Origin of the sequence: Sphingobium limneticum (genome assembly GCF_008710165.1) — a bacterium.
Taxonomy (GTDB): domain Bacteria; phylum Pseudomonadota; class Alphaproteobacteria; order Sphingomonadales; family Sphingomonadaceae; genus Sphingobium; species Sphingobium limneticum.
On the sequence record NZ_VYQA01000008.1, the window covers coordinates 1 to 12,641 of the forward strand.

The window sequence follows — 12,641 nt, forward strand, 5'->3', positions numbered from 1 at the left end:
CGACCACGTCCGGCCATTTCGGCCTAATTCGAGGAACGACCTATTTCGACGTAAGCAGTCATTCGGTAATCATAAACGATCAAAATGAGGCGCAATGTTGCGCTGCGGCAAACTTCTGGCTAAGGAAGCGGCAATCGCATGGACCCGGTGCAATTCCGGGTGGCTATTCCGGCCGCCGATCCGCCGGACAACGCACTTCGCACTCCAATATCACGCCACTCTTCGAAGACGGCGCTGCTGCGATCTTTGCGGAATATCACATTGATGAACATCACACCCTTTGCCCGGTATCGTGCTGAATGGTGCAACGGCGCCGGTAGCGTGCGCCGCGATGTGCTTGCCGGTATGGTTGGCACTTTCGCGCTCATTCCCGAGGTTATTGCCTTTTCCTTTGTCGCCGGCATTGATCCCGAAGTCGGCCTTTTCGCATCTTTCGTGATCGGGATCGTCATCGCTATTGCCGGCGGCCGACCGGCGATGATCTCCGGCGCAGCTGGCTCGGTCGCACTAGTCGTAGCAGCTCTGGTTCACAGCCATGGCCTTCAGTACCTGCTTGCCGCGACGATCTTGGCTGGCATCCTTCAGATCGTCTTTGGCCTGCTCAAGCTGGACGTCCTGCTGCGGTTCGTGTCGCGGTCCGTCCGGACTGGCTTCGTGAACGCTTTGGCGATCCTGATCTTCTCGGCGCAAGTGCCGCAGATGCTGGGCGTAACCTGGCACACCTATGCGATGATCGCTGGCGGTCTCGGGATAATCTACCTGTGGCCCCGCCTGACGACGGCCATTCCGTCGCCGCTCATCTGCATCGTAATCTTGACGCTGATCAGCGTCGCTTTCCCGATGCCGGTTCACACCGTCGCTGACCTGGGTCGATTGCCTGCGTCGCTTCCTTCGTTCCATATTCCCGACTTCCCGCTCACCCTAGAGGCGTTTCGGATTGTGGCGCCCTACGCTTTCGCGATGGCGGCAGTTGGCCTGCTGGAATCGATGATGACCGCGAGCGTGGTCGATGAGCTCACTGAAACCACCAGTTCAAAGGCGCGGGAATGTACGGGTCTTGGCCTCGCTAACGTAGCTGCCGGCCTCTTCGGCGGCATCGCGGGCTGCGGCATGATCGGTCAAACCGTCGGCAATGTGCGGTACGGTGGCCGAGGGCGCCTCTCGACCCTTGTTGCAGGCGTCTTCCTGCTGATCGTCATGGTTCCGCTGCGTCCTTGGATCGCTCAGGTGCCGGTTGCCGCGCTCGTCGCGATCATGATCATGGTGTCGATCAGCACATTCTCTTGGGGATCGCTGTCGGATCTTGCGCGACATCCCAAGGTCTCGGGGGTCGTCATGCTGGCCACGGTGGCGGTGACGGTTGCAACGCATGACTTGTCTGCCGGGGTCGCGGTCGGCGTGGTTCTCAGCGGCGTGTTCTTCGCCTTCAAAGTGACCAAGCTCATGCGCGTCGAAGAAGACTTTGATCCTCTGACCGACACGCGGACCTATATCGTCTCCGGCCAGATTTTCTTTGCCAGCGCCGAGATTTTCGCGGACCAGTTCGACCTGCGCGACACAGCGCGAAACGTCCGGATCGACCTGACAGCGGCACATCTCTGGGATATCACGGCCGTGGGTGTGTTGGAGGACATCGTCACGAAGATGCGACGACACGATATACGGGTGGAATTGATCGGCCTCAACCAGGCCAGTGCGATCCTCGTCGACAGGCACGCACCAATTGTTCGCCAATCCACGGGCTGATGGTCTGCTTATGCCTATTATGATCGTCTGAGGTTCTGCAGCCGGAGCGGTTCAAATTCCGGTCGCTGCCGGGGGTTGCTCATTCCATTGAAACGCATGACGCGATCGGCGTTAGGAAAGATACGCATTGGTTTGATGCCCGGTGAATCGATCAGCCCGCATCGTCGGAAGGCGCTATGTTGCCTCATTCGCGCTGGTTCGTTTCGCTCACCGGCCAGACACCGAGCAAATCGCCTGTCTTGGAATTCTCGACGCGCAACTCCGCGAAGTCGCCGATGATCATGCACTGCGGTCGTTCATGCAGCCCGGCCCGCTGGAAACATCGCACTGGTCCACCCGCCTCGGCTGATTGGAGGCGGCCAGTGATCCGCAAGGCAAATCCGCGTACGGCATCAAAATCGTCCGGCGCCATCCGCTTGACGATGTCGAGCCTGCGCGCGCTCTTGCCCGCATCGTCTCCAATAAGGCGGGCAATCGCCAATTCGCCCTGGGCCTGACCAGACGGATCGGTGTTGATCGCGCCGGAAAGTGGGGTGGCAGGGCACTCTGGGGCCGTCGACCAAGGCCTGGCGATCCAGAAGCCCTCAAACGCGGCCTTGCCTTCCCCGGTCTCGGTGATTCCCCATAGTGCGCGTTCCCACCGCATGGGGTTGATCCACACGCGCAAAGTCGACTTTGCCTCGTCATACCGCCATCCGAACGGCGCAGTGCGTTCGCCCTCGACCGGTCCCTCGCAGCCGAACGGTAGCATGAGATCGAAGCGCCGGCCCGCCGCTGCCTGCACCGCTTCCGGCAAGGGACGTGAAGCACTCGCCGCGTCGATCGCATCGGCGACTAGGTCGAGCAGTCCGGCTCGTTCCAGAGTGGGGGGCGGCGCAATGGCTGTTGGCGCAGGCGGCGCTTCGCCTTGAGGCGTCAGAGCGGCCGCCACTAGAGGCGCAGGTTCGGGAGCCGTCGCGCGACCGATCAGGAAGCCGCCGCCACCCACCAGCAGCACCGCGGCAAGCCCGCCGGCGATGGCCAATCGACTGGAATGGGGGGTCGGCTCTTGCATAAGCCCCTCCTAGCAAAGCATCTTCCGCTCTCCCACCCCGAAGACCATTGGTGCGTCTTTCGTTGACAGACGGCGGCCATAAACCGAGGCAGGGAAGCCATGACGCTCGATCAACTTCTTACCCTCCTGGTTCTGGCGACGGTCGTCGCCGCGCTCATCTGGGACAAGGTGCGAGCCGATGTGGTGGCGCTGAGCGGGGCAGCCCTACTGCTGATAACGGGCGTGGTCAGGCCGGTCGAAGTGCAGAGCGCCTTTGCCAGCCCCGCAATCATGGCGCTCGCATCGCTGTTCGTCATCGCCTACGCGTTGGAATTGAGCGGACTGCTGGACCGCGCGATTGTGTTGGGTGTCAACCTGTGCAAGCGCATGGGATCGAAAGGGATCTGGCTACTCCTCACCATGATCGGCTGTGCCTCCTGCTTTCTCAACTCGACCCCCATCGTCGTGCTGGGTGCCCCCGTAATCCGTGACATCGCGCAGTCGCTGGGCCAGTCGCCCAAGCGCTATCTGATGCCGCTTTCCTACATCACCGTGCTGACTGGCTGCTGCACGCTCATCGGCACCTCGACTAACCTGCTTGTCGACGACATGGCGCGCGTCGCGGGACAACCCCGCTTCGGCTTCTTCGAGATCACGCCCGTGGGTCTGCCCGTCGCGATCGTCGGCGGCCTCTACCTTCTGCTGGTGAGCGGGCATATGCTCGCTCGGCCCGAGGAGGAGACGCAATCGCATCCCAAGGCGATCGACCCGCACGCGATTCATAGCGCTCAGGTCGGAGACGCCACGCTGTTTGCCGAGCCACGCATCCTGCATCCGCGCAAGGCCGCACTGGCCGCCGGAATATTCGTGGGCGTCATCGCGCTTGCCGCGTTGAACGTTGCGCCGATCGCCGCGACCGCGCTGACCGGGGCCGTCCTGCTCATTCTTCTGCGCGTGATCAGCCCGGATGAGGCCTATGCCGGCCTCAAGCCCGAAATCCTTATCCTGATCGCCGGGATGGTCGTGATCGGTATCGCCATGGACCAGAGCGGGCTGGCGTCGCAGGCGTCGGAACTGCTCATCGCCAGTGTGGAAGGGCTCAGTCCACTCGTCGCACTCATCGTGCTCTACGGCGTCACCATGGTCCTGACCGAACTTCTCTCCAACGCCACGGTCGCGGTATTAGTGACGCCTGTCGCCGTCGCGCTGGCCGACAGTCTAGGGGTCAGCCCGCGTCCCTTCCTAATCGCCGTCATGATTGCAGCCAGCGCGGCTTTCGCCACCCCGTTTGGCTATCAGACCAACGTCATCGTTTATCAGATGGCAGGCTACCGCTATATGGATTTTGTGCGCGTCGGGCTTCCGCTCAACTTCATCACTTTTGCCGTGGCCATCGTTGCGATCCAGGCGGCCTTTCCTTTCTAGAGCCGACTTATCGGACGTTTTTGCTGAAAAAATTAGAAAGCGCCGACGGCAAGGAGCAGCGCGAAAGTAAGCGCAACTGATGCGATTATGCTCCAGACGAAACCGGAGTCTAACTGTCGCTTCATAATCGTTCTCCAAAAGTCAGACAGCGAACGATCCAGTGCCGTTCAGGCGCGATCCGCCTACGTTCTCACGGTGGATGGCCATAAGGATGCCGAGCAGGATCAGCACCGTCATCATCGCTGAGCCTCCGTAGGACATGAGTGGCAGCGGAATGCCGACGACCGGCGCCAGCCCCATCACCATGGCAAGGTTGATCGACACATAAAGGAAGATGGTGAAGGCCAGGCCGCAAGCCGTCAGTCGAGTGAAGATCGTGTCACCGGCGACACCCAGGCGCCAGCCCCAGCGAATGAGATAACCGTAAGTCAACACGACGAAGAGGCCGCCCATGACGCCCCACTCTTCCGCCATTGTCGCGAAGATGAAATCGGTATGCGCTTCGGGCAGATAGGCTAGGTGGCTTTGGGTGCCATCAAGGAAACCCTTGCCGAACAGTCCGCCTGATCCGATCGCTATTTTCGATTGGGTAATGTGATAGCCCGTGCCCAATGGATCGCCTTCCGGGTCCATGAACACCAGCACCCGGTTTTTCTGATAATCGTGCAGCATGCTCCATGCGACGGGGAGTGCGGCAAGAAGAGCGGCACCCGCTGTCAAGAACCAGCGTAGTCCGACACCGGCGAGAAAGATGACGAGCACGCTCGCCATGGAAATCATCATGGCGGTGCCAAGGTCGGGCTGGAGCATGACCAGCGCAGCGGGGACAGCGAAAAGGGCGATCGGCGCAACAAGCACCGATGGCGTGCTGACATAGATCGCCGGTAGCCGGTGAAAAAACTTGGCGAGGCTGAGCACGACCGCGATCTTCATAAACTCGGACGGCTGCAACCGTATAAAACCGAGGTCGATCCAGCGTTGCGCACCCATACCGATTTTGCCGAACAGTTCGACGATCAGCAGCAGTACGAGCGTGACGCCGTATAGCGGATAGGCAATGTCCATCCAGCGGGCCACGGAGATGCGCGACAGAGCGAACATCAACCCGGACAGCAGTACAAAGCGAAGGCCCTGGTTGGAAGCCCAGGGCGAAATCGAGCCGCCAGCTGCGGAGTAGAGGGTAGCAAGACCGAACAGTACGATCGCCATCAATGTTGCCAGCATCCCCAAGGGAAGGGTGCGGATGGCTGCGGGGACGAGCGACAACGCGGTAATGCTCCAGATACTGTCATGGAGGGCGGCCTGCCGCCCGTCTTCGGGTGGGTCAGATTGCCGGTTTTGATCGTTCCGGTTGCGCCCAGCGTAAGATGGCGTAGCCGATAATTCCGGACAGAAATGAACCAGCCAGGATGCCGATCTTGGCTTCCGACTGGAGCAACGCTTCGCCGGGAAATGCCAAAAGCGTGATGAACAAGCTCATCGTGAAGCCGATGCCGCACAGAAAGGCGACGCCGAGCATCTGTAGCCGGCTTGCATGAGCGGGCAGGTCCGCGAACCCCAAACGGATCGCAAGCATGGAAAACCCGAAGACGCCGATCACCTTACCCATCAGCAAGCCGAGCGCCACGCCCAGCGTGACCGGCGCAGCCAGTGCTTCGGCGGGCAGGCTCAGCACCGGGACGCCCGCATTGGCGAGGCCGAAAATCGGCACGATCAGGAAGCCAACCGGCAGATGCAGGAAATGCTCAAGCCGGTGCAGCGGACTTTTCGTTTCACTGTCCGGACGCGCAGGGGTCCGGTCCATTGGGATAGTCAAAGCCAGGACGACACCAGCCAGCGTCGCGTGAATGCCGGATCGGTAGACCAGCACCCATAGCAGGATACCCAGTAGCAGGTACGGGCTGAGACGACGCACCTTGAACCGATTGAGGGCGACCAGCGCGGCGACCACACCTCCCGCTGCGGCAAGGTCGATGACCGACAGGTCAGCCGTGTAGAAAAAAGCAATGATAACTACGGCGCCCAGATCGTCGATAATCGCCAGGGCCGTCAGGAATATCCGGAGCGACGCCGGCACACGGCTGCCAAGCAGCGAGATAACGCCAAGTGCGAAGGCGATATCAGTGGCTGCCGGAATGGCCCAGCCATGCACCGATGCGCCTTGGTTGAAAGCAACGTAAACAAGGGCAGGAGCGATCATCCCTCCGGCTGCTGCGATCCCTGGCAGGACACGCCTCGACCAGCTCGAAAGCTGGCCATCGAGCATCTCGCGTTTGATCTCCAGACCGACAAGCAGGAAAAAGACCGCCATCAGCGCATCGTTGATCCAGTGTCCCAGAGATAGCGGCCCGATATAGAGATGAAGCAGTGCTTCATATCCCGGGCCAAGCGGAGAGTTGGCGATGATAAGGGCTGCCGCTGCCGCGCCCATCAGGACGAGTCCAGCAGAAGATTGCGCATCCAGAAATCGGCGCAGGGCACTGGGATGGATGCGGTGATAGTCCGTCATGCGGTCGGCCTTGGCTGTGGGTCGTCAGGGTTGAGGGTTGCTGGCCGCCCAAAAACACCCGCCAAAGCGAGCGACACAAACTGCCGAAGCTGCTGATATTCACAAAAGCGAGTACGAGGCAAATTGGAAGTTTCGTTGCTGCTTATAGCTACAGGCTATAAGGCATAGGCATGCCGACGTTACAGCAGCTTCGATACCTGGTCGCGGTCGCCGACACGCTGAGTTTCAGCCGTGCTGCTCAAGCATGCCACGTCACTCAACCGACCCTTAGCCTTCAACTCAAGGAGCTGGAAGGCAGACTCAAAGCGCGCCTTGTGGAGCGGACGCGGGCACGGGTGCTCCTGACACCAGTGGGAATCGAAATCGCCCATCGGGCAAGACGCGTGTTGGCGGATGTCGACGACATAAAGGAAGTTGGCCGGCGCGACGAACAGGGAGGCCTTAAGGGCACGCTTCAAATGGGCGTCGTCCAAACCGTCGGTGCCTATGTTTTGTCCGTCGCGATGCCATCGCTTCGCGCATGTTACCCGGACACGCGCATTTTCGTCCGCGAGGATCGCCTGGAAAATCTCCCCTCGAAGCTCTCAGACGGCACGCATGATCTGCTGCTCTTGCCAGAAGCGATCAATCACCCGGATTTCACCAGCACTCCCCTGATTCGGGAGCCGCTCCAATTGGTCATGCCGACGGATCACCGGCTCGCCCAGCAGGCGGTGATTGATCCCGAAGCTATTGCAGGCGAGACGATATTGGTCATGGAGCGTGGACGTCGGCTCCATGATGAGATTGCTGCGCTCTGCAATGATTTTGGCGCGCTCCAGGCCCAGGATTACGCCGGGACGACGCTCGACACTCTTCGCCTCATGGTGACCACCGGAATGGGACTGTCGCTGCTACCTGCGCTCTATGTCCGCTCGGATGTTCTGCGGGAGAAGCTGATTGTCGCACGGCCATTGTCGCGGCGGGCGCCTGTGCGTCAGGTCACGATGGTATGGCGCAGTTCATCACCACGCAGCGATGCCTATCACCGCCTCGCTGCCACAATTGCGGAGACGTTGCTTCCGTGGGCGGAGAAGGAAGCTTAGGCCCAAGCGCGTGGCGTCCCTTGATCTTTTCCGCTTCGCCCATCATACGGCGTACCACGGTAATGGATTTCTGCCGGACCTTCGGGTCGAACCGCCCTGACAAGGGACGATGATTCCTACTTGGCGCCGCAAGGCAGCAAGGAGGAATCGTGCGCGCGACTTTTCGCAACCTGTTCAGTATACTCAATGTGGCGGCCTTTCTCCGGGATCGACACGATCATGCGATGTCGGTCGTGCGCTGGACGCTGATCCTGGTTCCCCTGGCCGCGCTGATCGGCACGTTGTGTGCCGCATTCCTGTGGAGTCTGGATGCGGCAACACAGGCCCGTTTCGATCATCCCTGGCTTCTCTATCTTTTGCCGGCAGGTGGCGCGGCAATCGCCCTGCTCTACCATCGCACCGGTAAGTCGGTCGAAGCGGGCAACAATCTGATCGTCGAGCAAATTCATGAGCCAGGGGGCGGCGTTCCCCTGCGAATGGCGCCGTTGGTCTTCATCGGTACTATCGCCACACATTTGTTCGGCGGAGCGGCAGGCCGCGAAGGCACAGCGGTGCAACTCGGCGGCAGCCTTGCAAGCGCTGCCGCCCGACTGTTCAAACTTGACGCTCCGAGCATCCGCATCGTTTTGATGGCTGGGGTCGCTGCCGGCTTCGGGGCTGTTTTCGGCACGCCGCTAGCCGGCGCTGTGTTCGCGCTCGAAGTACTGGCGGTCGGCCGCATGGAATATAGCGGGATCTTACCGTGTCTGCTTGCCGCGCTGGTGGGCGACTGGACGTGCCATGCCTGGGGCATCCATCACACGCCCTACCAGGTCAGTAGCATTACTGGAGGCGTGGGCGCTCTGATCGTCGAACCGCTGATTCTCGCCAAGGCGGCCGTAGCAGGGGTGGCATTCGGCCTGGCAGGACTCCTATTTGCCGAAGCCAATCACGCGCTCGGCGGGTTCCTCAAGGCTCGCATTCCCTATGGCCCTCTGCGGGCGGCCTTTGGCGGCATATTGGTCATCGCGCTGGTCTGGATTTTTGGCACACGTGCCTATCTTGGTCTTGGCGTCTGGTCCGCCATTCCCGGAGACCCGACCATCGCTGGCTTCTTCACCGGTCCTGCCGATCGGTGGAGCTGGGCGCTCAAGATGGTCTTTACGGTCGTGACCCTCAGCGCCGGCTTCAAGGGCGGCGAAGTGACGCCGCTATTCTTCATCGGGGCAGCACTCGGCAATGCGCTGGGTTGGCTGCTCGGCGCGCCGCTCGACCTTTTCGCCGGCCTTGGGTTCGTCGCCGTCTTTGCCGGCGCGGCCAATACACCGCTTGCCTGTACGATCATGGGTATCGAGTTGTTCGGGGCCACCCACGCGGTTCCGATCGCGGTGGCCTGCTTCGTGGCTTATATCTGCTCGGGCCATAACGGAATCTACCTGTCGCAGCGTATCGCCGTTCCGAAGCGGCTGACACGCGGCCATTCCCATGGCGCTACCCTGCGCAAAGCGCGTGCCTCGCGGCGAACACGTCGGGAGAATAGCTCTTTCAACAAGAAGGAAAACTGATGTCTCACAAGGTCACGCCCAGCGAGATCGGCATGATCCGCATCTACATGAAGCCATCGGACAAGGCGACCGATGGCTCGCGTAGCTTCTGGACCCGAAAACCGCTCTACCGGCAGTTGGTCATGCAGGCGAAGCGCGACGGCATCATGAACGCCGTCGCGCATCATACCCACTACGGCTTCAGCAACCACGGTCCGGTAATGGAGGATGGTGCTGAATTATCCAATCCGCATCTGACGATGTGTGTCGAGCTGATCGGCCAGCGCCATGAACTGGAGCGCTTTTGCGAGGTACATGGCGATCTGCTCGGCGGGAAAGTGATCGTCTACAAGCATCTTGAGCATCGGAGCATCGGTCCAGGCGGAGTGCGGCATCAGGACGCAGCGCCAGCGGAACTGACGGCAAAAGCTCGATGAGCGTCGGGTTTTGGCGAGAGCCGTCGGTCACGGTCGCGCTTGGGAACGGCAGAATTGTCCCACAAGCCGATCAAAACCCGCAATGGTCAAAGGTAGCCATTTGGGCCTTGACCATACCACTCCCGCGCCACCGGGAGAGGCCACCAAACGCGCCGCCGCGCAAGCGGCGACCGCAAGGGTCAGCAGCGCTGACCCGCGCCAGCGATCGTCACCGGCAGGCCGAGACCCGGCAACGGGGCTCGGCGGCGAGAAGCCTGGCTTCTCGCCGTAGAGCGCGGTCGCGCCGCTTCACCGGCGCGAGGCGTCATCCCTTCTGGGGCAAAACCTATCCAGTGGACATGACGCACCGCACCGCGCGGGCCACATAGGGAGCTAGGGCTTTCGCCGCATCAGTTGCCGCCAGCCACCGCGTGCCATGATGCCCGCGTCTCGAACCAGACGCCTGACCCGTGATCGCAGAGAATCGGACGGCACCGTCCAATCCAGCGCCACACGGTGTTCGCCGAACAGGGCGGCACCGATCTCGCGCTGGCTGGCCCCTTGCACGAGCGCGTCATGAACCCGCAGCATGTCGACCATGCGGGCGATCCGGGGATCGGGCGGGAATAGCGAGCGGGAGAAACGGCGCGTGCGACACAGGTGGAGGAACCGGCGCAATGGCAGCAAGCGCCGCTCCGAAGACAGGATGCCCTGCAATCTGAAATGGAGCAGGACGGCTTGCTGTCCCGCCAGGCACCCTTCCTCGATGTCGAACCGGATATGATGCCAGCCGTCGGAGAGGACGGCATGTTCGCGGCCCCCTACGCCGATGGCGACGGTGAGCCAGGGCGCGATATCGGCAAGATCGAGGCTGTCGGGATCTTCCGGATCGGCGGGGATGGAGGCAACAGCGATCGTCCCGGGATCAAATTCGGCATGCCAGATGATCCGGGCCTCGGGCGCGGCGCGGCTCGGATGTTCGGCGAAAGTGAAGCCCCCATGCAAGCGGTTCGGGATGAACGCCCCGGGTGGCGGTACTCGCCTGCACATGCCAGGCGATATAGGCGGGATCGCGGCGCAGCCATTCCCACATGAGACCGGCGCGATCGATGCCGCGCAGCCGCGCATAGCCTTGCCCATGACGCCAGTCCGGCGAAGACGGTTCGCCGGTCGGCACGCTCACCCGCCGCGCTTGACGCCGCTGGTCGAACGGCGATCAAGGACAAGAATGGATGGCGTGGGCAATATGCGCTCCGGCGGACCCGGACCATGCTGCACTGCACTATTTCGCACGAAGCGGTTGTGATATGACATTTCTATGACGTGAGTCGTCGCGCACCGACGTGAGACACCCGTGCTCGACCCGAAATGCAGGGAAAGGGCGATCGCCGGACATGCGGTGACTTGAGACACCGCCGGGGATCGCGATGCCGCCTTATGCGCATGCACAGCATGGCGACGCAGTTCATGCGCGTCATCGAGGCCGTCGCAAACCCGGACGATCTCATCGCCGCCACGGCGGCGATGACGGATCAGCTCGGTTTTCAATATTTCGCGCTGACGCATCATGTCGACGTCGTCGCGGCGAGCGGCAGCGCCATCCGCCTCCATAATTATCCGGCGCGTTGGGCCGACTATTATGATCGCAACGCGCTCGGCGTATCCGATCCGGTCCACCGCGCCAGCCATATGACCAACGTGGGCTTCCCCTGGTCGCGGATTTCGCAGATGATCCCGATGACCCGGCAGGACCACCGCATGCTGGCGCTGGGGCGCATGCAGGGCATCGGGGACGGCTTCACGGTTCCGGCGCATGTGCCCGGCGAAGCACGCGGCTCCTGCTCGTTCGCGAACGAGGCCGGTCGGCCGATACCGCATGAGATGCTGCCGCTGGCGCAACTTGCCGGAATGTTCGCGTTCGAGGGCGCGCGGCGAATCTGGTCGATCCGTGGCGGCCAGCAGGGGCCGTTGCGACCGATGCTCACAGACCGCCAGCGCGACTGCGTCCTCTGGGTCGCGCGCGGCAAGAGCGACTGGGAGATCAGCCTGATCCTGGGCGTCGGCGAGGAGACGGTCGCCCGCCATATCAAGCAGGCCTGCGAACGTTACGGCGTGAACAAGCGGACATATCTGGTGATCCTGACGCTCTTCGACGGAACCCTGACCTTCTCCGATATCTTCCGCCGCCGATATTACCCTTTTCCGGAATAGCGGCATGACCTGCAGCAGCGCGACCCTGGACCGATCACGTCCAGGGAGTCCTTGTCATGCTACATGTCCTTCAATCCGCCGCGCCGTCGGCATCGCACGCCGTCCTGCGGTCGATGTTCGCCGCCCGCAAATCCGTCTTCGTCGATCTGCTCAAATGGGACGTGCCCGTCCTCGACGGACGCTATGAGGTCGATCAGTTCGACGATGTCCACGCAACCTATCTGATCCTTGCCGAACCCGACGGCACCCACCTGGGATCGGCGCGGCTGCTGCCGACGACGCGTCCCCATATCCTGGGCCATCTCTATCGCGACCTGTGCGACGAGGCCCCGCCCCGAGCCCCGGATATTTTCGAGATCACCCGCTTCTGCCTCGATCGTCGGCTGAGGGCGCGCGAACGACGCCAGGTGCGCGATGCCCTCGTCAACGCACTGGTCGATCATGCGCTCGCGAGCGGCATCACCGCCTATAGCGCGATCGCGGAGATGGGCTGGTACCAGCAGATCCTCGCCTTTGGCTGGCGCTGCATGCCGCTCGGCCTGCCGCGCGTCATCGACGGCTCGATGCTTGCCGCGCTTCGTATCGACATCACGGCGGAGACACCGGCGCTGCTTGCCGACGGGCGCATGGTCGCTTCGGCATTGCGCGAAGACCAGCGTGTCGCGGCCTGAAGCGGGAGACAGGACATGACAG

The 12,641-nt window shown here is 61.9% G+C and carries 13 protein-coding genes, 1 riboswitch and 1 other annotated feature; of the genes, 8 read left to right on the forward strand and 5 right to left on the reverse strand.

Annotated elements, in window-relative coordinates:
* Together F4U95_RS24920 and F4U95_RS11765 are read left to right on the forward strand one after the other, a co-directional pair.
* Positions 1–299 (forward strand): hypothetical protein (locus tag F4U95_RS24920; RefSeq protein WP_211364032.1); only part of this gene is annotated, 299 nt, incomplete at its 5' end.
* Positions 138–193: a sequence feature (sul1 is cis-regulatory element that is thought to sense ions involved in sulfur or methionine metabolism; They are found in Alphaproteobacteria), on the forward strand. It overlaps the preceding gene by 56 nt.
* The gene (locus tag F4U95_RS11765) at positions 265–1,746 is read left to right on the forward strand and encodes a SulP family inorganic anion transporter (protein ID WP_120251149.1); all 1,482 of its coding nucleotides are present in this window, start codon (positions 265–267) and stop codon (positions 1,744–1,746) included. The genes F4U95_RS24920 and F4U95_RS11765, both read left to right, overlap by 35 nt.
* 184 nt (positions 1,747–1,930) lie before the next feature.
* On the opposite strand, the gene F4U95_RS11770 is transcribed toward F4U95_RS11765, so the two are convergent.
* Positions 1,931–2,770: a hypothetical protein gene (locus F4U95_RS11770; protein ID WP_246171578.1), complete on the reverse strand. Its 840-nt coding sequence runs from the start codon at positions 2,768–2,770 to the stop codon at positions 1,931–1,933.
* 129 nt (positions 2,771–2,899) lie between these two features.
* Between F4U95_RS11770 and F4U95_RS11775 the strand changes: the two genes are divergently transcribed.
* Positions 2,900–4,204, forward strand: coding sequence for an SLC13 family permease (locus F4U95_RS11775; protein ID WP_120251148.1), 1,305 nt, complete (start codon positions 2,900–2,902; stop codon positions 4,202–4,204).
* Between the two features lie 141 nt (positions 4,205–4,345).
* On the opposite strand, the gene rodA is transcribed toward F4U95_RS11775, so the two are convergent.
* Both rodA and nhaA read right to left on the reverse strand, forming a co-directional pair.
* Positions 4,346–5,470, reverse strand: coding sequence for a rod shape-determining protein RodA (rodA, locus tag F4U95_RS11780; RefSeq protein WP_120251147.1), 1,125 nt, complete (start codon positions 5,468–5,470; stop codon positions 4,346–4,348).
* Positions 5,471–5,528: 58 nt separating this feature from the next.
* The gene (gene nhaA, locus F4U95_RS11785) at positions 5,529–6,713 is read right to left on the reverse strand and encodes a Na+/H+ antiporter NhaA (RefSeq protein ID WP_120251146.1); all 1,185 of its coding nucleotides are present in this window, start codon (positions 6,711–6,713) and stop codon (positions 5,529–5,531) included.
* A 170-nt stretch (positions 6,714–6,883) separates the two neighbouring features.
* On the opposite strand from nhaA, the gene F4U95_RS11790 reads away from it, so the two are divergent.
* The 3 genes from F4U95_RS11790 (at position 6,884) to F4U95_RS11800 (ending at position 9,758) form a co-directional block, all read left to right on the forward strand.
* Complete coding sequence (locus tag F4U95_RS11790; RefSeq protein ID WP_120251145.1) at positions 6,884–7,798, forward strand: hydrogen peroxide-inducible genes activator; 915 nt, start codon at positions 6,884–6,886, stop codon at positions 7,796–7,798.
* Between the two features lie 49 nt (positions 7,799–7,847).
* Positions 7,848–7,924: riboswitch (Fluoride riboswitch) on the forward strand.
* Between the two features lie 23 nt (positions 7,925–7,947).
* On the forward strand, positions 7,948–9,342 hold the full coding sequence (locus F4U95_RS11795; RefSeq protein ID WP_150425823.1) for a voltage-gated chloride channel family protein: 1,395 nt from the start codon (positions 7,948–7,950) through the stop codon (positions 9,340–9,342).
* Between the two features lie 32 nt (positions 9,343–9,374).
* Positions 9,375–9,758, forward strand: a complete 384-nt coding sequence (locus F4U95_RS11800; protein WP_246171579.1) for a DUF190 domain-containing protein — start codon at positions 9,375–9,377, stop codon at positions 9,756–9,758.
* A 372-nt stretch (positions 9,759–10,130) separates the two neighbouring features.
* On the opposite strand, the gene F4U95_RS11805 is transcribed toward F4U95_RS11800, so the two are convergent.
* Both F4U95_RS11805 and F4U95_RS25540 read right to left on the reverse strand, forming a co-directional pair.
* The gene (locus F4U95_RS11805) at positions 10,131–10,742 is read right to left on the reverse strand and encodes a DNA -binding domain-containing protein (protein ID WP_161600434.1); all 612 of its coding nucleotides are present in this window, start codon (positions 10,740–10,742) and stop codon (positions 10,131–10,133) included.
* Entirely contained in the window at positions 10,663–10,830 is a 168-nt protein-coding gene (locus F4U95_RS25540; protein ID WP_425505057.1) for a transcriptional regulator domain-containing protein, read from the reverse strand. The genes F4U95_RS11805 and F4U95_RS25540 overlap by 80 nt, the downstream gene beginning before the upstream one ends.
* A 359-nt stretch (positions 10,831–11,189) precedes the next feature.
* On the opposite strand from F4U95_RS25540, the gene F4U95_RS11810 reads away from it, so the two are divergent.
* Positions 11,190–11,948: a LuxR family transcriptional regulator gene (locus F4U95_RS11810; RefSeq protein ID WP_150425826.1), complete on the forward strand. Its 759-nt coding sequence runs from the start codon at positions 11,190–11,192 to the stop codon at positions 11,946–11,948.
* 56 nt (positions 11,949–12,004) lie between these two features.
* Positions 12,005–12,619, forward strand: coding sequence for an acyl-homoserine-lactone synthase (locus F4U95_RS11815; protein WP_150425827.1), 615 nt, complete (start codon positions 12,005–12,007; stop codon positions 12,617–12,619).
* Positions 12,620–12,641: the final 22 nt, after the last annotated feature.

Coding starts and splice junctions, on each gene's coding strand:
- F4U95_RS11765 (WP_120251149.1), top strand. CDS start 265: ATGAACATCACACCCTTTGCCCGGTATCGTGCTGAATGGTGCAACGGC.
- F4U95_RS11775 (WP_120251148.1), top strand. CDS start 2,900: ATGACGCTCGATCAACTTCTTACCCTCCTGGTTCTGGCGACGGTCGTC.
- nhaA (WP_120251146.1), bottom strand. CDS start 6,713: ATGACGGACTATCACCGCATCCATCCCAGTGCCCTGCGCCGATTTCTG.
- F4U95_RS11790 (WP_120251145.1), top strand. CDS start 6,884: ATGCCGACGTTACAGCAGCTTCGATACCTGGTCGCGGTCGCCGACACG.
- F4U95_RS11800 (WP_246171579.1), top strand. CDS start 9,375: ATGATCCGCATCTACATGAAGCCATCGGACAAGGCGACCGATGGCTCG.
- F4U95_RS25540 (WP_425505057.1), bottom strand. CDS start 10,830: ATGTGGGAATGGCTGCGCCGCGATCCCGCCTATATCGCCTGGCATGTG.
- F4U95_RS11810 (WP_150425826.1), top strand. CDS start 11,190: ATGGCGACGCAGTTCATGCGCGTCATCGAGGCCGTCGCAAACCCGGAC.
- F4U95_RS11815 (WP_150425827.1), top strand. CDS start 12,005: ATGCTACATGTCCTTCAATCCGCCGCGCCGTCGGCATCGCACGCCGTC.